We start from the raw sequence: 23,715 nt of genomic DNA on the forward strand, positions 1-23,715 counted from the left end.
TATTGCCAAAACTCCTAATACGACAAAATTCCGTGTTTTCAATCAAAATACGTGAATGAAAATCTAGATTAGGCTATGATAAAGAAGAATAGTCTTAACAATAAAAGGAGGCAATATGATGATTAGTCAACGACTAGCGGATGCTCTTAATCAGCAAATGAATAATGAGTTCAACGCTGCACAAGCTTATATGGCAATGGCTGCTTATTGCGAGCACAATAATTATGCTGGCTTTGCCAATTATTATCTTCAACAAGCCGAAGAAGAGCGTTTTCACGGCATGAAAATTTATAACTATATGAATGACCGTGGGTTACAAGCTAAATTCTCCGCAACGTCAGAGCCAAAAATCGAATTCGCGTCAGTATTGGATACATTTGAATCGGGTTTACTACAAGAAAAAGGCGTTACCAAGAACTTTTATGAATTAACGGACCTCGCTTGGGAAGAAAAAGAACATGCCACAATTTCGTTTTTGAGATGGTTCTTGGACGAACAAGTTGAAGAGGAAGCATCTTTCGATACACATATCGAGTATTTGAAGCGTATCGGAGAAGATAAAAACGCATTATATATTTATGAGAAAGAACTTGGGCAACGCGACTTCTCTGCAGAATCTGGAGAATGAATTAGTTCCAATTTTTTCACTACCCCTCTCTTCCTTGACGAAGATGAGGGGTATTTTTATACACTTTTTTTGTGATATACCTACATGTCTTAGACCTCATAACACTTTCCTCTCCCACCAGATTGATAGGATACTAATACCCTATGACTTCACCTCCCTTTATAAATGTTGAACCATTGGATACTTAAATTGGCTGAGCGAAGGCGCCTTATAAGGGACACCCTACCGCCGTAGTGAATTCAATGGGTTTCTGTATTTTAATATATATAAATTGGTTCCATCGTCTATACTTGCCGCTAATTCCTAGCCATTTGATAAGTTCCTTTTCTCGCAGTGACGAAACTAAGTTTTAACTATTCAGAAAAATACCTTGTGCGTTATCGGAAAATTTGGTAATGTGAAACTAGCCTTCTATTATATGATTAACATTTTTAACAGATTTAGTGCGTTTTTTACAAAATATGAAAGCGAATTCATCTAAAAGGAGGCTTATTACTTTACTAAATTACCAGTTTTCAACACTTCAGAAAAAAAGGGGATGAAATCGTGGGTAAAAATCCGAAGAAAAAGCAAGCAAGTGAAACATTGGACTATGAAAAAATTATCAATACACCTGAATTCAAAAATTTAGTCAAACGAAAAAGAATCTTTTCTACGCCATACATTATTTTCTTTTTTATCGCCTATTTTACACTACCTATTCTCACCGGATATACAACCATACTTGAAAATCGAGCCATCGGTTGGATGACTTGGACATGGGTCTATTCATTAAGCATGTTCGTAATGGTATGGGTGTTTACATCCATCTATATGAACAAAGCGAAAAGCTTCGATATAGACGTTGAAGAAATTCTAAAGAAAAATGTTTTAAAATAAAGGGGGTACTTACACGTGGACAATATTATATCAATAGCAATTTTCGTTGCAGTGATTGGATTGACACTCGGTATTACATACTGGGCTGCCAAACAGACGACAACTGCGAGTGATTTTTACACGGCTGGGGGATCGTTAACCGGTTGGCAAAACGGAATGGCGATTGCTGGGGACTACTTATCTGCCGCATCATTCCTTGGTATTGCCGGAGCAATTTCGTTAAATGGATTTGATGGATTTTACTATAGTATCGGTTGGTTAACTGCTTATCTAGTAGTTTTATTTCTAATCGCCGAGCCGCTTCGTAATCTAGGGAAATTTACAATGGCTGACATGATTGGAGCACGTTTTGGAGCAAAAAAGGTTCGTGGCGCTGCAGCGTTAAATACAATTACGATTGTGTTATTCTATATGCTTGCTCAGCTTGTAGGTGCAGGTGCACTTATTAAATTACTTCTTGGAATTGACTACTGGATTGCAGTTCTAATCGTTGGTGTCATGATGACAATCTATGTACTATTCGGTGGTATGACTGCAACAAGTTGGGTTCAAATTGTTAAAGCGATTTTACTTATGATAGGAACCATTGTTATTTCATTCCTCGTTTTGTTAAAGTTTAATTTCAACTTTATTGGGATGTTTGATGCCATGAGAACGGCAACACCACATGGCGATGCCTTCTTACATTCCGGAATAATCTATAAAGATCCGATTGGTTTGATCTCTGTACTAATTGCACTCGTTTTAGGTACGGCTGGCTTACCGCATATCTTAATGCGTTTTTTCACGGTAAAAGATGCGAAAACAGCTCGTTCTTCTGTTATTTATGCAGTTTGGATTATAGGTATATTCTACGTCTTAACCATTTTCCTTGGATTCGGTGCAGCTAAGTTTGTTGGTGTGGATGCCATTGTTGCTGAGAATGCTGCTGGGAACATGGCCGCACCAATGTTAGCGGGTGTATTGGGAGGATCAGCACTTGAGTCATTCGTTGCAGCGGTTGCGTTCGCAACGATTCTAGCAGTTGTTGCCGGACTTGTTTTGTCAGGAGCTTCAGCTATTGCACATGATATTTACGCAGAAATTATTAAAAAAGGAAAAGTAACAGAGAAACAACAAGTAAGAGCTGCAAGATTCGCTGCACTTGCTGTTGCTATTGTCTCAATCATTTTAGCACTAGGTGCGGAAAAATTGAATGTCGCGTTTCTTGTTTCACTCGCATTCTGTATCGCCGCCTCTGCGAACGTTCCGACAATTCTTCTTACGATCTATTGGAAAAAATTCAATACGACAGGCGCAGTTGCTTCAATGTTAACCGGTTTGATTGTCGCGCTTGTTCTTGTTGCATTAAGTCCTAGCGTTATTAATCCTGTAGAAGGAGCGGCGTTCTTCGTTGGGCAACCACTCTTCCCATATTCGAACCCTGCCATAATTTCAGTTCCAGCAGGATTCTTAGCAGCGATTATTGGTACACTCGTTTCATCTAAGAAATTCGAAGCTGAAGAGGTTTCTTATGCCGAAGTGAAATTTAAAGCAGAAACAGGTTATAGAGAGCTAGAACGATAATTCATAGCAAAAAATCCCCCTCCCTAATTTAACTGGACGAGGGGGATTTTTCTCTAAAAAGATGAAGGTGGAGGAAATTCATTATGAACAGTGCACAACAAGAAATGTATAAGAAAGTGCATGACCAGCCTATTTTCAGAGGATTAACTGAGGAAAAATTTGCTGAACTAATGGCTGAATGCAAACTTACCTATTATCGGAAATCTGCAAAAGTGAATTACTTTATAACACCTCATGAAGGGTTGTTACTCTTTTTAAAAGGGACAGCAGAGATATTCATTGTTGGTGATGATGGGCAATCCTTCCCCCTTGAAGAAGTTCAAGAAGGTGAGGTAATTGGTTTTTCAAATATCGCTTATTATTTAGGTGAATCCAATCGGCCGCTCGATCGTCATCGTCTTGTATTGGAAGTAGTAGAAGATTCCTATTGTCTACAGATTCCATATGCTGTCCTAAAAGAAAGAATAGATGACACGGATGTCCGTGACGCCATTTTGAAACTCATGTCTATTCGTCTCGCAAATGTCTATGCTTCCCTTGGCGAGCAGGTTAAGTCGTCAGATGAGTGGGGAGAAAGCGAGCCTTATGTACGTCGTGTCGAAGATTTTATGAACTCCTCTGTGATTACTGCCTCTGAAGATGCATCAGTTCAGCAAATAGCACGAATAATGGTCGATAACTCAATCAGTTCGCTAATGGTCGTGGATCAGGAAGAGCAACTAATCGGGATCATTACAAAAAAAGACCTTGTCCAAAGAGTCGTTGCACAAGTGGCAAACGGCGAACTGAAAGCTAAAGATATTATGACAAAAAAACCATATACTATTTCACGTCATGATTATTATTACGAAGTCCTTTCGGCATTTTATAAGAATGGGGTAAAACACTTACCCGTTGTCGAAGGTAATCGTTTGGTAGGTATAGTTACACTGTCCAATCTCATTTTTAAGCGTGATCGTGGTTCAATGGGTGTATTGAAAACGATTGAAGAGGCTTCTTTCGAAAATTTACCTGCCGTTACAAACGCGATTTACGATGTGTTATCTAGTTTAATTAACGATGATATCTCTACCATTCATACATTGGAGATTGTTACAAAACTATACGATCGACTCGCACGACACTGTGTGAAGCTCGCTGTACAGTCGTTAGAAAGGCAAGGTAAAGGAACACCGCCAGTCCCCTTCGCGTGGTATGAGATGGGCAGTGGTGCTAGGGGCGAACAATTCATGTTGACGGACCAGGATCACTTCCTTGTCTACACCGACCCACAGGAAGATGATAGGAAGCACGTGGCGTTTTATTTTTCATTGCTTGGTGATGCAATTGTTAAGCATTTGGAGAAAGCTGGCTATTCCAGATGCGTCGGAAAAATGATGTCAAGCGAGGTACAATGGCGCGGTTCCGTTTCCGATTGGCAGCAACGTCTACGTAACTGGGCGCTTAAGGCGACTAATGATGATATATTACTTGGCTATAACTTTTTATCTTTTCGTTTTCTAATGGGTGATGCATCGTTACATAATCATTTTGTTCGGATGGTACAAATTCAATTGAAGTCCTCACAAACTTTTCTATATTACATGGCGCAGCAGGAACAAAACAAGCCCATACCGCAAGTAAACCAGTCCATTTTGGCATTATTTAAAGGAAGAGGAACCCGAGAAATCATTGACATTAAAAAAAATGCATTATTTCCAATGCATCATTGCCTACAAATACTGGGCGTTCAAAAAAATATCATTACACGCACACCATTACAATTAGTAGACGACCTTGTACAATTAGGTGAACTATCGGCTGGCTTTGCGGATGATATACGACATGCATATGAAATTGCACTGAAAACACGAATTCAACTGGCTTGGAAAAAACATCTGCGAGATGAATCTATTACCACTGAAATTCAGTTTGCATCGATGCGAAGATGGCAACAGGATGAATTAACAACGATGTTAACGACAGTCCATGCGCTGCAATCACATCTACTTGCAAAATTATGATCTATTTTCGCTATCGCTTGGAGGCAATATCTATGTTTTGGAGAAAACAACAATTAAATTATAAGTTGGATCAATCATTTTTGCTGAATACAAAGTTGCGTGATATGCCGTTTACTGTCTTCGATACTGAAACGACTGGGTTTGCAATTGCTGCCGATGACGGACTCATTGAAATTGGAGCTGTCCATGTCGAAAAGTCAGAAGTAACGAATCGTGTATTCCAGACCTTTGTAAAGCCATTAGGTGAAATACCTGAATATATTACGAGGTTAACTTCTATTGAACAATACCATGTAGAAAATGCCCCAACTGCGCTCGAAGCTATAGAGAGCTACTTTCAGTTTATTGAGGATACGAAGAGTGGAGGGTGGATTGGACATCATGTAAGCTTTGATACGCTGGTCATAAAAAAAGAATTACAGCGTGTGAAATACTCCTACGAAGAACCCACTTCTTTTGATACGCTTGATTTAATCGATTATTTAAATCCATCTTGGGACCAACTAGATCTCAAAGAGTACGCACAGCTATTTGGCACGCCACTATTTGAACGCCACCGCGCACTTGGAGATGCACTGACAACAGCTCATTTATTTGTTGAATTATTGAAGCATCTTGAAGAAAAAGGAATTAAAACGCTGGCAGATTTACTGCGATTGAAACACAGTAATCTTCGTCTAAAGACAGCTCGGTTTTAGCTATAGCTAATAAAACAGGACCCGCTGATTTATTTGGAGTCCTGTTTCCCCTTTTTCGTGCTTATAGGATGAAGAAACATTATTAATTATTATAGATCTACCACTTCCGTCAACTCCCCTAAATTCGTCGAGCCAAAAACGAGGAGAAGAAGAAATACGATTAAGATGACCGTATTAATAAAACTTCCGGCGTCAAAACCGATTTTTTCACTCACGTCCGTTCCCCCTGTCTTTATTCATTCGCCTTTTTATTCCCTCAAATAACTCGTCTAATGTTAGATCACCATTTTTCTCTAGAAAATCAGTCATTTCATTTACTTTTTTATCGTTTAAACTTTTAAACTCTCCTAGCAATGTAACTGATATGACTGGTTTATCCCTAAATAGTTGAACGGAATCGACTTTCAGTTTGCCGAGCAAAAGGAGTGATGCCGCTACAATTTCAAGATCTTTCCCTTTCAAGAGATCGCCCAGCGTGTATTTTGTATTTGGATTTTGATTGAAATTATTGTACACGCCTAAACACATCCTTTTTCGGGGTAGTGATTCGTACTTTGGTGCCTTATTGTTTATCTTATGTTGAAGGCTTTATGTTTGTGTTTGGAATTCCTTTAGAAAGGGAGTTTCAATTCCTTATTACCACAAAAAAAACACCCCGAAGGATGCTTTTCGTCATTTTTTCAGAATGTGTTTTTTCCCCTTACTATCTTCAACTATGATTTCATTGTCCATTACAGTCATATCTTGCGCTTGGATAGTAGACAACCTTTTCGTTTTACCATTCAGCAAACTGTAGGAGAAAACACCTTTTTTATTGAAATAATACATGGCACTAGAATCATATTTAATCGATTTATTATTTTGGTTTACGTTAGGTTTCACTTTTGAACCTTTTATGTCGTCAAAAATGACACGCGCATCAAACTCATGAACTTTCTTTATGCCAAAGCCAATTTGATCGGCTGAATAAAGGATTAACATATCATCAGTATTAACTTCCTCATTAAAACCTTTATCGAATTGACGAACCTTTTTCTCTATCGTGAAGTAGATTTCAAAATTATGGAGTGTTACATTCCGGATTACATTGCTATTCGGAAGGTTATACATGGTAATATCGTTGTACTTGTCACCAGTTGTGCTTAATTTCTCACCGGTTATCGATGATACCATTAGACCGTAATCTGTTGGCAACCCGCTCTTTATATCAACTTCTTTCCAATAAGGAGTGAAGATTTGATTATTGAACAAGATGATGGGAAATCCATTTCTAAGCTTTTGCTCTACATAGCCATCTGAATCACTGAAATCATCTTCTGACAATAAGATAATTTCCTCTTTTGTCTTTTGATTAATTTTCACAAGTTTGTTAGTTTTTACTGTGTATATCCAACCGTCCCGTTCAACTTCTACACCTTTTTCACTGACAGCAGAACGATAACCCGCAAGTTTCATTTTGTCATCAAGAGCACGGGCTAGGAAAGAAGAAAATTGCGAACGTGTTACCGGATTTCCCGGTTTGAACGTTCCATCTTGGTATCCACCTGCTATCAAGTTTTTAGCTAAACTATTGATATCCTTAAAAGCCCAATTTGCTGGCGATACATCGACAAATGTCGGCTGATTGTCCATTGGCAACTCGAATGCTCTGCGCAAGATTGCCGCCATTTGTGCTCTTGTCGTGATTTCTCCGGGGCGCATATAACCATTTTCTCCACGAAGAATACCAAGTTCACTGACTGTCGCCAAGGTTTGATAATGTTTAGATACATTGGAAACGTCTTTAAATTGCACTGTCGGTTTGTCAATCAGCTTAAAATCGAGCGCTTTCACAAGCATTGCTGCAACCTGAGCACGCGTGATAGGTTCATTCGGTCGGAACGTTCCATCTGGATAACCACCGATAATATTTTTATTATACAAATAAATAATATCTCCATTCGGTCCCTTTAAGTCGGAAAATGGGTTTGAATCGCGCCCTGTTTCTGCTTTCGCAATAGGAATAATAGTAAACACTAGCAGGAATGCAACAAGTGCCATGGTAAATTTCTTCATTTTAATACCCCCTTATTCTAGTAAATTATAACATATGTATTGGAAGCAAGACTCCCTTATAAGGTGCCTTCGCTCAGTTTATATAGGTATTCATTTGTTCAATAAATAGTAATTTCATTGAATAGATGGACCATTTTCATGAAAAAAAGACGGTGAACCAATTTCCCAATCGGTTCACAATCTAGTGTAGTGGTTATTTCAAATATCTTCTTGAGCCCGCATAGTTTGCTTTGTATGGGTGTGTATCAATGGATACAATTTCGACGTTTCTACTTGAATTGGGTGCGTGGATCATTTGACCTTTTCCGATATACATGCCGACGTGATAGACCTTCCCTTTACCTTGATTGTACGCAAAAAATAGTAAATCGCCCGGTTGCATATTTTTCCTTGCAACAGGTGTACCATTGACTGCCTGGACGAATGAATCACGTGGAATCATGATGCCGTGGTTTTTGTACACCGAATGGATAAGACCCGAACAGTCAAATCCAAAACCTGATATCCCTGACCAGACGTACGGAAGTCCAAGAAACATCTTGGCACTATCGACGATATCTTGTTGAGTTGGTTTTGGTATTGCAGCAAAGTTTTTAACGACTTTTGCATCTTGCTTACGCAAATATTTCACACCATTGGCGGGCGTTTGAACGTGTAACCAATCCCCTTCTTCCTTAATGACAGGAAGCATTGTTGTGTAGCTGATATCCATGAACTTGTTGGCCTTTTTCGGTTCATTATAAAGAGTAGCGATATTCGTATCAACGATTGCTAGTTGGCAATCCGTATAATCAGTCGTTATTTCTGTCACATGAGATTTCGGAACCCATCCTGGATATCCCGCTTTATTCCTAGGCGTGTATTGGTCCTTTACAGCAATTTCATGCCAGTTTCCGCTACTTTTTAATATTACAACTTCTTGCCCATATAAAGCTTGTGTATCTGTTTTTCCAACAAGCCATAATTTTTGACTGACAGACATGCTTTTCGCCCACTTTTGAATGTCGGTAGGATTCGAAATAGAAAGACGGTCCACTACACGATTGTTGTTCGGTGATTTCCATAAGTTTGTCACCTGCACAGCAACAACTGCCGTCTTTTTACCGTCAGACTTAAAGCAGACAGGCTGTTTTTTAAATTCTGGGTTCAGTATTCGTGCGAGAAACACACCGAAATTCGCTTTTGTAATGAATGCTGTTGGCTTATATGTATTATTTGGATAACCCGTTGTGATTTCATTAGCGAAGAGCGTTTTAATAGAATCAGACGCCCAGTATGCCGAATCGACATCTTTGAAAGACTGTTCTGTTGTTCCCTTCAACTCAAAAGCCTTGACTAAAATCGCTGCCATCTGTCCCCTTGTTAACTTATTGTTTGGCATGAACTCGCCGTCAGCATTACCATTGACGATACCTTCATCGGTTATTGTCGCAATGATGTCGTATCCTTCGTCTTCTGGAGTGACATCGGTGAAGTTTGGATCGGGTCGGTCTACCGTTTCGAGTCCTAACGCCCTAATAATCATAGCTGAAGCTTCAAGGCGCGTAATTTCTTCATTCACCCCAAAGTTTTGTGCCGGGTCTGCAAAGATAATACCGCGCTCCGCCAAAAAATCTAATTCTGCTTTCGACCCGTACTTATCATTGACGTCTTTAAATAATGGTGCCGCAGAAACATTGTCGAATGTAGCGAACATAACAAGCAGCGCAGTAAAAAATACCATAATCTTTTTCATCAAACATAAACTCCTTTTCTAGTGAAAGATTGTATATTAACAGTACAGGAGATTGAACATTCTGTATAGTGGTTCTTCATGAAATAACATAGAAAAAAGCCTGAAACGCCTGACCTTTTACAGGGCAGTCCCATCGTTTCAAGCTTTTTTTCATATGCCATGCTTTTCGATTGTTAGTTTTGGATTAGTAGCTCCAAGAAGTCTTCTGAAACGTATGTTTTCATACCTTTCAATTCTGGTGCAACTTCGAATTTACGAATGCTTTTATTATAACCATACATGTTGTCGCCTCGTTTAATAGTGAATGAACTGTTGTCTAATGTAACAAGTGCACCATTTACTTTTGGTTGAGAAAGAACATGATAACCAAGATGCTCAGCGACTATACGAAGTGGAATCATCTTAACGCCATTTTTCATGTAGTGGTCGTTAGCGATGATGTCTTGTAAGCCTGTTGATACTTCTGGTTTTTCTTCCGGCTCAACTTCAGGTGCTTCTACTGTTGCATTATCCAAAGCAATAATTTTAGTTGGTGGTGTTTGTGGTGGTAGGCTTCTCGTTGTGATTGAGTAAAATACCATCAATTCTTTACCGTTCAACTCTTTCAATTCGATTGCTTTACCTTGTTGATTGAAAAGAGGCGTATCTTTGCCGATATTCAATTTCAACTCGCCATCCAAGCTTAAGAATTCTTTGTCAAATTGGCTGACTTTCACTTCACCAAAAACATCTTTATCGTTTAAAATGACAATTTCAGGTGTCACTGTTGCCGGATAAATCAGGATCATAGGTTTATTTTTATCATAATAGGCTGAAACAGTTGCACCCTTTTTAAAGTCTGCTGGTTTTAAAGATTTTGTCGTCCCACTATTAAATAGCAAGGAATTATCATTGATGCGCAAAATCGTAATCATTTTATCTTCATTTTCAATCGTTACACGAATTCCCTCTTCTTCTTTTTCAATTTCTTGAATGACACCCGTAGCTTTCATAAAGTTTGTCGTAACTTGTTCTTTTTCACTAATGGCTTGTGTAGTATCTTCTTGTGCTTGTGCTGAATAGCCACCCACTACGCTTCCTGCTAATAGTGCTGCCAATGCGATTGTACCGATTTTCTTCATAATATCTCTCCTCACTTTTCCTTATTCAATGGATTAGACGGAGGACGATGGAAGAAGTTTCATTTTTTTTGGCGGTGCCATTATGGGATATGATCGGTCGGGTTATATGATCGGGGCGCGGGGGTTATGATCGGTGCGACAGGTATATGATCGGGTTGCCCGAGTTATGATCGATGCGACAGGGTTATGATCGGGACACCCGATTTATGATCGATACGACTGGTATATGATCGGGACGACGAATTTATGATCGATGCAGCAGGGTTATGATTGGGACGCGGGATTTATGATCGATACGGCAGGGTTATGATCGGGACGACGGATTTATGATCGATGCGTCAGGGTTATGATTGGGGCGCCCGAGTTATGCTCGGTGCGACATGGTTATGATCGGGACACCGGATTTATGATCGGGACACCGGATTTATGATCGATACGACTGGTATATGATCGGGACGCGGGGGTTATGATCGGGTTGCCAAATTTATGATCGGACGCCCTTTTTGCATCATTGGGTATGCTTGTCAATTGTATGAATGTTTCGTTTCAAATACAAAAAGACCCGCTACTTTTAGCGAATCCTTTTGTTTTAACCTTCAGACTGAGGTCTATTGAATAGCGCTTCACTGAACGCCTTAATTCAAAAGCTCATTACGTTATTGCCGTTTTTTCGGGGAGTAGAACTGCCGAAAGAATATCCACAGCTTGGTCGATTTCTTCGTATGTAACCGTTAACGGTGGTAATAGTCGAATGACGTTAGCTCCTGCTTGAACGAGCAGTAAACCTGCTTGTTCTGACTGTTGAATGAATGGCAGAATCTCCTCTTCGCATTCAATACCGAGTAACAGACCCGCCCCACGAATAGAAAACTGGTCTTGCGGCAATAATGCCTGCACTTTTTCAATCAAGTAAGTCGATTTGTCTTCAACTTCTTCCAGAAACTTCTTCTTAAATACAATATCGACAACTGTTTGTGCAACTGCGACAGCCAGTGGATTTCCTCCAAATGTCGTGCCATGCGTTCCTGGGCCGAATGAAGGAAAAAGCTCACTTGATCCAAGCATGGCACCAATCGGGAATCCACCGCCTAATCCTTTGGCAAGTGTAATGATATCTGGCTCAAGGTTTGTCTGCTCATAGGCATATCGCGTTCCCGTACGACCAATGCCAGTCTGTACTTCATCGACAATGAGTAAAATACCTTTTGACTTACAGATATCTGTTATTTTTTGTGCAAAGTCCGGGTCAATTTGGTTGACGCCACCTTCTCCTTGTATAACTTCTAGCATAATTGCGGCTACATCGCCGTCAATTGCAGCTTCCAGTTGTTGTTCGTCATTGTATGGAATGATACGAAATGTTTCTAGCAGTGGACCGAAGCCCTCACGAACCTTCGCTTGCCCAGTCGCAGACATGGCGCCGAATGTCCGGCCATGAAAGGATTGTTCGAAGGTAATGATGACGTTTTTCTGTGTATGCTTTCGAGCTAATTTAATGGCTGCTTCATTTGCTTCAGCACCGCTGTTACAGAAAAAAGCATGGCTGAAAGGTGTATCCTTTATAAGCTTAGTTGCCAACAGTTCCTGCTCGGGGCTTTCGAATAAATTTGAGACATGCCATAGTTTTTCACTTTGCTGTTTGACTGCTTCAACGAGCGCTGGATGTGCATGACCAAGACTGACGACCGCGATTCCACTTATGAAGTCGAGGTACTCTTTTCCTTTATCATCCGTCACGACTGTACCTCGCCCTTTTACAAGATGAACTGAACGACGTGCGTAATTTTGAAATAGCGTAGTCAAATGAAAACCTCCTCGCATTTAATTATGGTACCTTCTAATTGCTGTCCGACAATTTGCACCGATGGAATACCTGCATCTAGACAATCAAGTGCAGCTTTCACTTTCGGTAACATGCCTCCGTATATTTCGCCTGTTTCGATCCAATGGACAATTTCGGTCGGTGATGCCGTTTGTTGAACACTTCCTTCTATTTGAATGCCAGGAGTATCCGTCACAAGAAGCAGGCTGTCTGCATTTATTGCCAGAGCAATCTTACTTGCGACTGTGTCCGCATTAATGTTGAGAGGAGCTCCATCTTCTGTTGCACCGATACACGAAATAACTGGCACAAGCCCATCTTTAAGAAGTGTTTCTATTAATTCGGTGCGGACATCCTGGATTTCTCCTACAGAGCCGTACAGTTTTTCATTCAACACTTTACATGTTAGGAGTTTTCCATCGTATCCGCTAAGGCCAATCGCATCGATGCCACCTTTATTTAATTGATGGACGAGGGCTGGATTCACTTGACCTATTAATGTCGATTGAACTATCCCCACCGCTTCTTTCGACGTTACACGGATACCGTTTACTACGGATGATAACACTTTATTTCTGGCAAGTTCTTTATTAATAAAAGGTCCGCCTCCGTGAACAAGCACTACATCATTACCGACTTTTTGCAGTTGTATCATATTCTTGAAAAAGTCTTCATTTAACCCTTCCAGCATACTTCCGCCGAGCTTTATAACCATTCGTTTACGAGCGATACGTTGCGTTGATTTGGACATAGTCATATGTTAAATCGCACCCCCATGCTACTCCCTTACCTATTCCCTGATGAAGATCCACACTAACTTTCACTTCCGGTTGTTTCAAATAGATCAGCAGTTGCGCTTCGGAAAATGGGACAGGCTCCCCGTTTTCAACAACAGTTGTTGGACCGATCTTAATTTTTATGGCATTCGGATCCAGCGTGGCCCCACTATAGCCGACAGCCGCGATAATTCTTCCCCAGTTGGCGTCACAGCCAAAGATAGCCGTCTTCACAAGCGGTGAACCAACCACCGTTTTAGCAATTTTACGTGCTTCGATATCCGTAATCGCTCCTGATACTTCGACTTCAATAAGCTTCGTCGCGCCTTCTCCATCTTTCGCAATCATTTTCGCAAGGTCTTGAGAAACAGCATGCAAAGCTTCCGTGAATTGTTCCCAATCTGGATGTGCCGGCGTCAATGAATTATTCCCTGCCATCCCATTTGCCATTACGAGCACCATATCGTTTGTAGATGTATCGCCATCTACTGTAATCGAGTTAAACGTCAAATCTGTCACCGTTTTGAGAGCAGCTTGTAGATGAACTGACTCAATCTTAGCGTCCGTTGTGATGAAACCAAGCATTGTTGCCATATTCGGATCAATCATTCCCGATCCCTTTGCAGTTCCGGCGATAGTAATCTTTTTGCCATCAATCACTGTGCTGTATGCTGTGTTTTTTGTTACGGTATCTGTTGTTAGAATCGCTTGTGAAAAAAGAATCGAACCTTCTAATTCAGAACTTGGCTCAAGCTTTTGAATTCCATTTACAATCGGTTCCATTCGCATCATCTCACCGATAATTCCAGTCGATGCAACTCCAACTAATGCAGGTGCAATACCGAGTTTTTCTGCCGCTTTTTGTTGCATAAGACGGGCATCTTTCAATCCTTGCTGGCCTGTACACGCATTCGCATTTCCCGAATTAACAATGATTGCCTGCATTTTCCCCGTTTGTTGCATCGCTTCTTTTGTAACCATTAGCGGTGCCGCCTGAATTGCATTCGTTGTAAATACACCTGCAACATTTGCGGGTACTTCACTAACGAGTAATGCCAAATCATTTTTCTTATGTTTAATTCCACAATGGATGCCCGTGGCTTTAAAACCAATTGGGGACACGATGTTATTTCCCGATATGCGCTTTAGAGCTAAAACTGTTGTCGTCATAATACTCCCCCTAAGTTAGATGAATGCCGGGACAAGTGACAGGCCGGTTATTTCCTTGAGACCGAATTGAACGTTCATGTTTTGAATGGCTTGCCCTGCTGCCCCTTTGACTAAGTTGTCGATGACAGAAACGATTGTTGCCCGATTCGTCCGCGGGTCCACTTTCACAAGGAGATCACAATAGTTTGAGCCGTATACTTGATTGGTTCCAAACTTATCTTTTTCTTGCATAACACGAACAAATGGATGATTAGCATATGCTTCTTTCAGACAATCAATGAGGTGAGCTTCTGTTACCCCCTCCACAACTGGTGCATAACTCGTCGCCAGAATTCCTCTTGTCATAGGAACAAGATGTGTACTAAATGTGATAGGTGGAATTTCTTTTGCAAAGAATGCCAACGCCTGCTCAATTTCTGGAATATGCTGATGCTGATTTAATTTATAGATGGCTGTATTTTCATTTGTTTCGCTGAAATGTGTCATCTGACTAGGTTGATTGCCAGCACCGGATACGCCGCTTTTTGCATCGATAATTAACTGGCTTGCATCGATTGCATTTTCTTTCAATAATGGCAATAGCGACAACAGAACCGCTGTTGGGTAACAACCCGGATTGGCAATTAACTGCGCTTGCCGGATTGCCTCATAATTCCATTCAGTCAATCCGTATACGCTCTGCTCAACAGCTGACGCCGGTGCTGGTTCTTTTTTATACCACTGCTCATATTGAGACAGATCTTTTAAACGGAAATCTCCTGACAAATCGATAAGCTTCGGTCCTTTTCCGATTAACGGAGGAAGAAGTGTACTGGCAACACCCGCTGGAGCACTCGAGAATACGACATCGAATTCCGCTAACCTGTCTAGCTCTATTTTTTGAAGTGGCTGATTGACTATATTCATAAGATGTGAATACTTATGCGAAAACACTACACCTTCTTCAGATGAAGTGAATAATTCAATTTGTTCGACTTTTGGGTGGTTATGCAGTAGCCGGATGAGCTCAAGTCCACCATACCCTGATGCGCCAATGATTCCTACTTTCATTACAATCACCCCTGTTCATAAGTTATTCTAATTATATGTATGCATAATTATAAAGTCAACTGTATTTTTACTTATGTTTGAATTATGTATCTTTGAATACGTTTTCATTTTTATGTAATGGCTATTCACAACTTCTGAACAAATGTGCTATAATTCTTTTAGCATCTGGTACTAATAATAGGTATATAAGATTTCATTACCTACTCAGGAGGTTACTATGGACGATTTACTTAAAATTAAAGGTAAGAACATTGTTGTAATGGGCGTGGCAAATGAACGAAGCATTGCTTGGGGCGTCGCAAAAACACTTTTTGCAGTCGGTGCAAATGTTATTTTCACATATAGAAAAGAGCGTTCACTTGCTAAACTCGAAAAGTTGTTGAGCTCAGCTGGTTTTGAAGCAAAACTGATTGTGCAATGTGATGTAAATGAAGATGAAAGTATCCACGAAGCATTCGGAAAAATTGGCGCTGAAGTAGGTACAATTCACGGAGTTGTCCATTCGCTTGCATTTGCGCATGCTGAGGATTTGAAAAATGACTTTGTTGAGACTACGAGAAGCGGCTATGCATTTGCGCAGGATACGAGTTCTTATTCACTCATTGCGACTGCTAGAGAAGCACGTCCATACATGACAGACGGTGGTTCGATCGTAACAATGAGTTATTTAGGCGCGCAACGTGTGCTTGATGGCTATAATGTGATGGGTGTTGCTAAAGCAGCGCTTGAAGCATCTGTGAAGTACTTGGCGTTTGACTTAGGGAAAGAAAATATCCGTGTCAACGCAATCTCAGCTGGTGCGATTCGCACACTGTCTGCAAAAGGCATAGCTTCCTTCAATACGATTTTGACTCAAATTGAAGAAAACGCTCCATTAAGACGCAACGTCACACAAGAAGAAGTAGCGGACATGACACTTGTTACGTTGAGCAATCTGTCCCGCGGCGTAACTGGTGAAATCATTTATGTAGATGCTGGCTATAATATTATGGGTTAAGAAAATAGCTTGAAAGGATAAATTGTCCTTTCAAGCTATTTTTTTGTTTCGATATGGCGAGTGTTAGCATATATCTCTGGGGACCAAGCATATATCTCCCTAACCGATCATATAAGCCACTTACCGAGCATATAATCCGCCACCCGAGCATATTTCTCCCTTACCAAGCATATAAACCACTTACCGATCATATCCCCCGCCAACCAATCATATAACCCGCTTACCAAGCGTATAACCCACTTACCAAGCATATAAACCACTTACCGATCATATATCCCGCTTACCAAGCATATATCCCGCTTACCAAGCATATATCCCGCTTACCAAGCATATAAACCACTTACCGATCATATATCCCACTAACCAAGCATATATCCCGCTTACCAAGCATATATCCCGCTTACCAAGCATATATCCCGCTTACCAAGCATATATCCCACTAACCAAGCATATCCCCCGCTTACCAAGCATATATCCCGCCAACCGAGCACACTTCCCCCTAACCGAGCATATCCCTCCGCACACCGAGCATCCCCCCCACTTACATGCCACAACACAACATAAAAAGGACTGTCCTCAATCAGACAGTCCCATCCTTTATTTCCCCACTTGCTTCATCAAGTGCTTATTCCCTTTTGTAATGATATTTTCATAATCGATGTAATCATATATATCATCCGTAATCTGCTCGCTGAACTTCGCCAACTCTTCAACCGTCAAATCCTCGATTGCTTTCTTCTGTTGCTCGCAGTAAATAATCAGTTTTCCAACGATTTCGTGTGCATCACGGAATGCTGTTCCTTTGCCTACTAAATAATCGGCAACTTCCGTCGCGTTGAGGAAGCCTGCTTTAATCGCTGCTTTCATATTATCCGCATTGACGTGTAGCGTATCAATCATTTTTGACATAATTTCAAGACAGTCCATTACTGTATCAAGTGCGTCGAAAAATTGTTCTTTATCTTCCTGCATGTCTTTATTATAAGTAAGGGGCAATCCTTTCAACGTCGTCAACAATGAAAACAAGGAACCATAGACTCGTCCCGTTTTCCCGCGAATTAATTCTGCAGCATCAGGATTTTTCTTTTGTGGCATAATGCTACTTCCCGTTGAATAGGCATCTGCCATATCGATGAATTTAAATTCTTGGCTGCTCCACAAAATAAGTTCTTCACTCAATCGGCTCAAGTGCATCATAACGATCGAGAAATCCGACATTAATTCAAGTAAATAGTCGCGGTCACTAACGCCATCCAGGAAATTATCCACAGGTTTTGCAAACCCTAATAACGCAGTCGTTACGTCGCGGTCGATGTTATGCGTTGTACCTGCAAGCGCTCCGCAGCCTAATGGGTTTTCATCCAAGATATCAATCGCATTGCCTACACGCCTTTTATCCCTTTTGAACATTTGTGCATAAGCCCCTAAATGGTGGCTGAACGTTACGACTTGCGCACGCTGTAAATGTGTATAACCAGGCATAATTACGTTGTTAGCTGCCCCTTTAGTATTCAGCGAATCGATAAGCATTTGCAGACTATCCATCACTTGCGCCGCTTTGCCTTTTGCATACAAGCGCATGTCCACAGCGACTTGGTCATTACGGCTACGTGCTGTATGTAGTTTCTTTCCTGTTTCTCCAATACGTTCCGTCAAATGCATTTCTATGAATGAATGGATATCCTCATAATTACCTTCAATTTTAATCGCACCCGTTTCGATATCTTGCAAAATGGAATCGAGTCCACCCACAAGCAGTTCGCCTTCTTCTGGTGTCAATAAATCACAGTGTACCAGCATCGTAACATGCGCAAAGCTTCCTGCAATATCCTCTTTATACAACCTATGATCAACAGGTAATGATGTATTAAATTGCTCCATTATTTCATCCGCACGACTTGTAAAACGTCCGCCCCAAAGTTTCATGTATAATCAACCTCCCGAATGTATTATTATTCATTTTAATGTATTATAATAATCATTCTACATGATTGCAACAATAATTACAGATTGACTGTATTGCAATAATTTGTAGTAGTTATAAAAAGTGCAACCGATCATTGCACTTGTCATATCACCAATAGAACAATTTTCTTCACTTCTGTTAATTAACCATTTATTCGCATGAAATATTGGTGAGTAGGGCTTGGGAAGATCCATTTTCACTGGATCATTTCCCGTCCGCTTTCGACGAACTAATCACAACATATTTACCGTAAGACATGTGTGATTTACTTTATAATACCTGCGTTAAGAATTTTAAACTCCACATCTACCTTGTAATCTGCCGTTTCTATTATTTTCTCCGTTAATTCATCTGTCCATTTCCCTTTGTGATACATTCTAAAATTCTCACTGAATCCAACTGGGTCAACTTTCATTTCCTGTAACTTTTTCAGCAAATCTTCTATTTCTTTTTTTATGTGTTTGCTAATTTCTTTTTCGAGCTTTTTATTCTCCTCAACTTTACTAAGATCCCTTTTCCCCTTATATTCAACAATCACTCCTTCTATTTCAAGTGAAATGGACAACTCTGGAGATTCAATATCTTTATTGCTCTTTATTTTTAATTTGTTTTTAATTTGTTCAAGAAATAGTTGTTGATCCTTCTCACTTTCTTTGAATTCAACTGCAATTGGCGAAAGCTTTTGAAGCCCTTTCAACGCTTGAATTAATAACGATTCCTGATTCGTAATCGTTTGAATCATTTTTTCATCATTAAACAAAGCGATACTAGAGATTTTAAGTGATTTCCCCTTTTTTTCTAAAAAAGGAACCATCGTATGATATATCGGACTTGTTTGGGTGTTCATGTACTCTTGAATCGTTGTAAAAGGACTAAAAGAATTATGGAGTTTAGGCTGAAACAAATCATTCAAATAAGCATCCAGATGTTCATTTTCAGGGTAATCGGCTTGTAGAATATCTTCCGCTCTATCTTTTACCACTGCAAGACGAACTTTATTCCCAACTGTTGAATCTCTATAAAAATGTTCAATTACTTGCGTCATCTTCCCACTCTTCGCAAACTCTTCATTAACTAAAACTGTACGTAGCTGGTTTAATATAATCATTTTGTCTGCTTCTGAAGATATTTTGACAAGACCTTCTTGTATCATCTCTGTGTTAACTGAATAGACTTCCGTTAGTACTGGAGACTCGCCCATTGGTTGGGGTATCGATACGGTCATCCACATTTCTTTATCATTCACGTAATCGAGGGCAACGCTACTGACTAACGCTAAATCTTCCACGGAACCCCGCTGGCCATCTTGCGTGCAACCTGCTATGAATAAGGAACATATAATGAGCAGTCGTAAATTAATTTTCCTCATCTCTATCCCTCGTTCTTTTTTTGTTTAAGTACGTGGATTATACATAATACAGCTGGCCATATAAACAGCGCATACATAACATAAAAAACACGTTCAAACAACAGCTTTTGAAACTCTTCCATAAACGGAAATTGGACAATTACGTAGACGAGCGCTGCTAAAATATATAGATGTGCCTTCTTAGATGTTGAGCGAATTGAATCTAACCCTCTCTTTGCAACCCACAAGTAAGCAGCAGTCGTTGATAAAATAAGAAACACCCACATCGTCATGGCTAGAACGTCGATTCGTTCAAGAAATGATAATTCTACTTCTTTAAATAATCCTAAAACAGGATACAAAACATTTTTAAGTTGCCAATCCGAATAATACATTACACTCACGAAGGTGAATGCGAAAGTGAACAAAACGGATATCCATATTCCAATTGAAACATGTTTCAATGTTTTTTTTTGATTGATGATATGTGGAAAATAAAACAATATTAATTCGAAACCGCCAACCGCTAGTAACCCTTTTTTAGTTGCTGTGTAAAACTCCTGCTTATTGAAGTTAAAAAAAGGCATCATATGACGAATATCCCCCGCAACAAACCCCCATTTCAAAAAGTAAACGGATCCTATTGTTAAGAAAAAGGCCATGATACAAAATCGTGCGATTGATTTAATTTCGCCGCTTACGATGTAAACGAGCAAGAGTAAAAAAATGAGTAGAGGGCCTGTAATTGTACGGTCTATAAGTGCACTAACTTGGATTAATTGAAAGTAACTTGCGCAGACGGCTGCTATCACAATGATGAAATAGACCAGCAGAACAACATTTAAACTCTTCCCTAGCCATTTGCCAAGCAGTTTTTCATGAATGGCGAATAAATTATCGTCAGTATATTTTAGACCGAGCCATATCATCGGAATGAGTGCGATATTTGCGATAATCCCAAACAATAGGGGCATCCACCACTGACTGTAGCCCATTGCGCTTATTCGATTCGGCAATGACAAGACAGTGGTGCCTACAATCACATTTTGAACAAGAAACACGACATGGTAACTATTCAGTACTTTTAATTTAGTATTATCCATTACTCATTTCCCCCCTTCTACAGGAGGTTTTTTTGTACTCTGTGCCCTTGAAATACCCGCCTTTCGTCTACGGTACAAAGTTGGCACACGCACAACACTGTTTAGGTAATCTGACCATTTCCTTGGTATTATAGGCGTCATATATGGAGCCCCTAAAGAAGTTAGAGTTAATAAATGATGAAAAAGCCATGCAAATGCAATCATCTGACCGTATAGTCCAAACATGCCTGCAGCCACTATAAATAAATAGCGAATCGAACGACTCGCGTTACTCATTACAAAATTCGGCGGTAAAAAGGACAACAGCGCTGAAATCGCGACTAAAACAATAAGTACATTACTCACAAGACTTGCTTCAACCGCTGCTGTCCCAATGACAATCCCACCAACAATACCTATCGTTTGACCAATTTTTGTCGGCATTCGTGTACCAGCTTCTCTTAATATTTCAATAACGAGCTCCATAAATAGCACTTCAAGAACAGGAGAAAAAGGAACCTTTCCTCTAGACTCTTGTAAGTTTAGTAAAACATTAAAAGGCAACATTTCCGGATGATGAGACAGCACTGAAATATACGTAGGCGTTAATATTATCGTTAAGAAAAAACCAAAAAAACGAAGAGCACGAAGGAGTGAGGCCGTTGTCCATCGGTTATAATAATCTTCAGGGGAAGTAAATAGTTCAAAAAATGAAATTGGACAAATTAACAGTGCTTGACTGTTATTCATTAAAATAGCGACTCTTCCGTCTAACAAATAGTTTACTGCAGCATCAGGTCTAACCGTCCCATGAAATTGTGGGAATGGCGAAAATGGATGATCATCCATTAGTTGTTTTAATACAGAGATATCATTAAATCCCGGATGTTTAATTTCAGAAATTTTTTTTAATACTTTATCCAAATTGTCCTTATTCACAATATGCTCCATATAAACGACAGAAATTTTAGTATTTGTTTCAGTTCCAATGGTGTAGTCCTCGTTTTTTAGACCCGTATTTCGAAGCCTTCTTTTTATTAGTGATAGGTTTGTTTGTAACGATTCGGTAAAGGCATCTTGCGGACCAATGACGCTCGATTCAGTATCAGATCCAATAATTGAACTCATGGGAGGGCTATATGTATGAACAGTTATAAATAGATTTTTTTCATGAAAATATACGATCGTATTTCCTTCAGTGATTGAAAATAAAACACCAGAAAGATTGACTTTCTCTGGCACATCAGCCGATTTTAGCAAGTCTTCCTTTTGATCTAACAATGGAAAAATTACAGTTCTGTACAAAGTGAGCTTTTCGATCAGTGAGCTAAAGTAAATGATCGTCACTAGCTCATCGGGTGTTTGAATGTCTTTAAATACGGCATCATTTATTCCAGTTAACTCGTTCTTAATAGCGGCAATGGTAATGAGCACTTTGTCATTCTGAGCGGATGTAGAATTGGATGTTCCATTATTGTGACTATCCTCCCCTCCTTGCAAAAAGCTCATCAAGATCACCTCCCTTTTTGTATACTGTTAGTTTCACTATCTCCTAAAACTTGATAATTTATTCTAAACGGGGGTAGTATACACCATAATTTTCTCCTTTATATTATGTTGAAATAAAGAATTTCCTTGGATTGGCTAAGGCGCCTTTGCTCTGTTTAAAAAGATATTCATTTGTTCAAGACTTAGGGTAAAGAATTGATGAAGTGCTAGCTCTTTTCCTTGCTGTCCTAATCTGTCAGTGTTACAATTGGAAAACGTCTTAATTTAGCGAGTGATAGCTATGCATGCATTCAACTTAAACGATTATACGAATACCCAAAAACCTTGACAGGAGCCTGTCAAGGTTTTTTGTTTCCCTCGGGAAACATATCAATAGGAGGTCATCATTGATGAATAAGCATAGTCATTCAAGCGCTTCAATAATTGCGGTTTGGATTAGTTTAATAAGCAATATCCTCCTAACAGGGATTAAACTTGTTGTGGGCTTCCTCTTTCAAAGTCCGGTCCTTCTAGCTGACGGTTTCCATAATGCAGGCGACGTGATTGCCAGCGGTGCTGCCCTGACCTCGATGCGGATATCCAAACGTCCCGCGGATGATGACCATCCTTATGGTCATGGAAAAGCGGAAGTCATCAGTTCTGCCATTGTCGCACTGATTTTAGGGCTAGCGGCAATTTACATTGCGTATGAAGCGATTTCTGCACTTTTTGAGGAACCAGCAAAGGCTAGTTTAATAGCATTACTAACTGCATTTATTTCACTTATATGGAAACACGCCTTGTATGTCTATACAATTCGGATTGGTAAATTGACTAATAGTAAAGGGTTGATTGCGACCGCCTATGACCACTTGGCAGACGTTTACGCCTCACTAGCAGCTGTTGTCGGAATTGGACTTGCACTTGTTGGTGATCTGTACAACATTCACTTCCTCTCTTACGGTGATCCGGTTGCCGGTATCATTGTGTCGTTTTTAGTGCTCAAACTTGCTTATGATATCGGAAAAGAAGCAATGGATGTCCTGATGGAGAAAAACATAAGCCGGCACAGACTGGATGGATTCGCAGCCTTAATCATGACTATCCCTGAAGTGAAACGGATTGACCGTTTGCGCGCTCGAGAACATGGACATTATATTCTTGTAGACCTGCGTGTAGGTGTACCAGGTGAAATGACTATCCAAGAAGGGCATGATGCTTCACGAAAAATCAAGGATACCATCATGGCTAGTAATGAAGATGTAGATGAAGTTTTAATTCACTTAAACCCTTGGTATAAAGACGATGAATAATAAAAACGACGTACATGT

At 40.0% G+C, this 23,715-nt stretch carries 20 protein-coding genes; 7 read left to right on the plus strand and 13 right to left on the minus strand.

Features of this window, described 5'->3' with window-relative positions; translation table 11 throughout:
- Positions 1-118 precede the first annotated feature (118 nt).
- From MKZ26_RS08495 to MKZ26_RS08515, 5 genes are all read left to right on the plus strand, one after another.
- Positions 119-628, plus strand: coding sequence for a ferritin (locus MKZ26_RS08495; RefSeq protein ID WP_067206752.1), 510 nt, complete (start codon positions 119-121; stop codon positions 626-628).
- A gap of 546 nt (positions 629-1,174) precedes the next feature.
- Positions 1,175-1,507 carry a DUF485 domain-containing protein gene (locus tag MKZ26_RS08500; protein ID WP_067206749.1) on the plus strand — a complete coding sequence of 111 codons (333 nt, stop codon included), beginning with the start codon at positions 1,175-1,177 and terminating at the stop codon, positions 1,505-1,507.
- 15 nt (positions 1,508-1,522) lie between these two features.
- Complete coding sequence (locus MKZ26_RS08505) at positions 1,523-3,073, plus strand: solute symporter family protein (protein ID WP_187046999.1); 1,551 nt, start codon at positions 1,523-1,525, stop codon at positions 3,071-3,073.
- A gap of 83 nt (positions 3,074-3,156) precedes the next feature.
- Positions 3,157-5,076 carry a DUF294 nucleotidyltransferase-like domain-containing protein gene (locus MKZ26_RS08510; RefSeq protein ID WP_340765752.1) on the plus strand — a complete coding sequence of 640 codons (1,920 nt, stop codon included), beginning with the start codon at positions 3,157-3,159 and terminating at the stop codon, positions 5,074-5,076.
- A 32-nt stretch (positions 5,077-5,108) separates the two neighbouring features.
- On the plus strand, positions 5,109-5,774 hold the full coding sequence (locus MKZ26_RS08515; RefSeq protein ID WP_340765754.1) for a 3'-5' exonuclease: 666 nt from the start codon (positions 5,109-5,111) through the stop codon (positions 5,772-5,774).
- 89 nt (positions 5,775-5,863) lie between these two features.
- Here MKZ26_RS08515 and MKZ26_RS08520 read toward each other — a convergent pair whose 3' ends face one another.
- The 9 genes from MKZ26_RS08520 to argC form a co-directional block, all read right to left on the minus strand.
- A complete protein-coding gene (locus MKZ26_RS08520) occupies positions 5,864-5,989 on the minus strand; it encodes a hypothetical protein (protein ID WP_255428601.1) in 126 nt (41 codons plus the stop codon).
- Positions 5,982-6,290: a hypothetical protein gene (locus tag MKZ26_RS08525; protein WP_231885777.1), complete on the minus strand. Its 309-nt coding sequence runs from the start codon at positions 6,288-6,290 to the stop codon at positions 5,982-5,984. The genes MKZ26_RS08520 and MKZ26_RS08525 overlap by 8 nt, the downstream gene beginning before the upstream one ends.
- 156 nt (positions 6,291-6,446) lie before the next feature.
- Positions 6,447-7,829, minus strand: coding sequence for an S-layer homology domain-containing protein (locus tag MKZ26_RS08530; RefSeq protein WP_340765756.1), 1,383 nt, complete (start codon positions 7,827-7,829; stop codon positions 6,447-6,449).
- A gap of 193 nt (positions 7,830-8,022) precedes the next feature.
- Complete coding sequence (locus tag MKZ26_RS08535) at positions 8,023-9,564, minus strand: S-layer homology domain-containing protein (protein WP_340765758.1); 1,542 nt, start codon at positions 9,562-9,564, stop codon at positions 8,023-8,025.
- 173 nt (positions 9,565-9,737) lie between these two features.
- Positions 9,738-10,685: a stalk domain-containing protein gene (locus MKZ26_RS08540; protein ID WP_340765759.1), complete on the minus strand. Its 948-nt coding sequence runs from the start codon at positions 10,683-10,685 to the stop codon at positions 9,738-9,740.
- A gap of 651 nt (positions 10,686-11,336) precedes the next feature.
- Complete coding sequence (locus tag MKZ26_RS08545; protein WP_445683413.1) at positions 11,337-12,506, minus strand: acetylornithine transaminase; 1,170 nt, start codon at positions 12,504-12,506, stop codon at positions 11,337-11,339.
- A complete protein-coding gene (gene argB / locus MKZ26_RS08550) occupies positions 12,485-13,264 on the minus strand; it encodes an acetylglutamate kinase (RefSeq protein ID WP_340765763.1) in 780 nt (259 codons plus the stop codon). Before argB ends, MKZ26_RS08545 begins: the two co-directional genes overlap by 22 nt.
- A complete protein-coding gene (argJ, locus tag MKZ26_RS08555) occupies positions 13,227-14,453 on the minus strand; it encodes a bifunctional glutamate N-acetyltransferase/amino-acid acetyltransferase ArgJ (RefSeq protein WP_340765764.1) in 1,227 nt (408 codons plus the stop codon). The genes argB and argJ overlap by 38 nt, the downstream gene beginning before the upstream one ends.
- Positions 14,454-14,468: 15 nt before the next feature.
- Positions 14,469-15,503 (minus strand): N-acetyl-gamma-glutamyl-phosphate reductase, encoded by a 1,035-nt coding sequence (argC, locus tag MKZ26_RS08560; protein ID WP_340765766.1) that lies wholly within the window; start codon positions 15,501-15,503, stop codon positions 14,469-14,471.
- A gap of 217 nt (positions 15,504-15,720) precedes the next feature.
- On the opposite strand from argC, the gene MKZ26_RS08565 reads away from it, so the two are divergent.
- Entirely contained in the window at positions 15,721-16,500 is a 780-nt protein-coding gene (locus MKZ26_RS08565; RefSeq protein WP_340765768.1) for an enoyl-ACP reductase FabI, read from the plus strand.
- Positions 16,501-17,097: 597 nt separating this feature from the next.
- Here MKZ26_RS08565 and argH read toward each other — a convergent pair.
- From argH to MKZ26_RS08585, 4 genes are all read right to left on the minus strand, one after another.
- Complete coding sequence (gene argH / locus MKZ26_RS08570) at positions 17,098-18,426, minus strand: argininosuccinate lyase (RefSeq protein WP_340765770.1); 1,329 nt, start codon at positions 18,424-18,426, stop codon at positions 17,098-17,100.
- A 305-nt stretch (positions 18,427-18,731) separates the two neighbouring features.
- On the minus strand, positions 18,732-19,835 hold the full coding sequence (locus MKZ26_RS08575) for a Ger(x)C family spore germination protein (protein ID WP_340765772.1): 1,104 nt from the start codon (positions 19,833-19,835) through the stop codon (positions 18,732-18,734).
- Positions 19,836-19,837: 2 nt separating this feature from the next.
- Positions 19,838-20,917 (minus strand): GerAB/ArcD/ProY family transporter, encoded by a 1,080-nt coding sequence (locus tag MKZ26_RS08580; protein WP_187046986.1) that lies wholly within the window; start codon positions 20,915-20,917, stop codon positions 19,838-19,840.
- 3 nt (positions 20,918-20,920) lie between these two features.
- On the minus strand, positions 20,921-22,405 hold the full coding sequence (locus MKZ26_RS08585; protein ID WP_340765775.1) for a spore germination protein: 1,485 nt from the start codon (positions 22,403-22,405) through the stop codon (positions 20,921-20,923).
- Positions 22,406-22,794: 389 nt separating this feature from the next.
- Between MKZ26_RS08585 and MKZ26_RS08590 the strand changes: the two genes are divergently transcribed.
- Positions 22,795-23,697, plus strand: a complete 903-nt coding sequence (locus MKZ26_RS08590; protein ID WP_187046984.1) for a cation diffusion facilitator family transporter — start codon at positions 22,795-22,797, stop codon at positions 23,695-23,697.
- The last annotated feature ends 18 nt before the right edge of the window (positions 23,698-23,715 follow it).

It is taken from the genome of Sporosarcina sp. FSL K6-6792 (genome assembly GCF_038004885.1).
GTDB classification, from domain to species: Bacteria; Bacillota; Bacilli; order Bacillales_A; family Planococcaceae; genus Sporosarcina; species Sporosarcina psychrophila.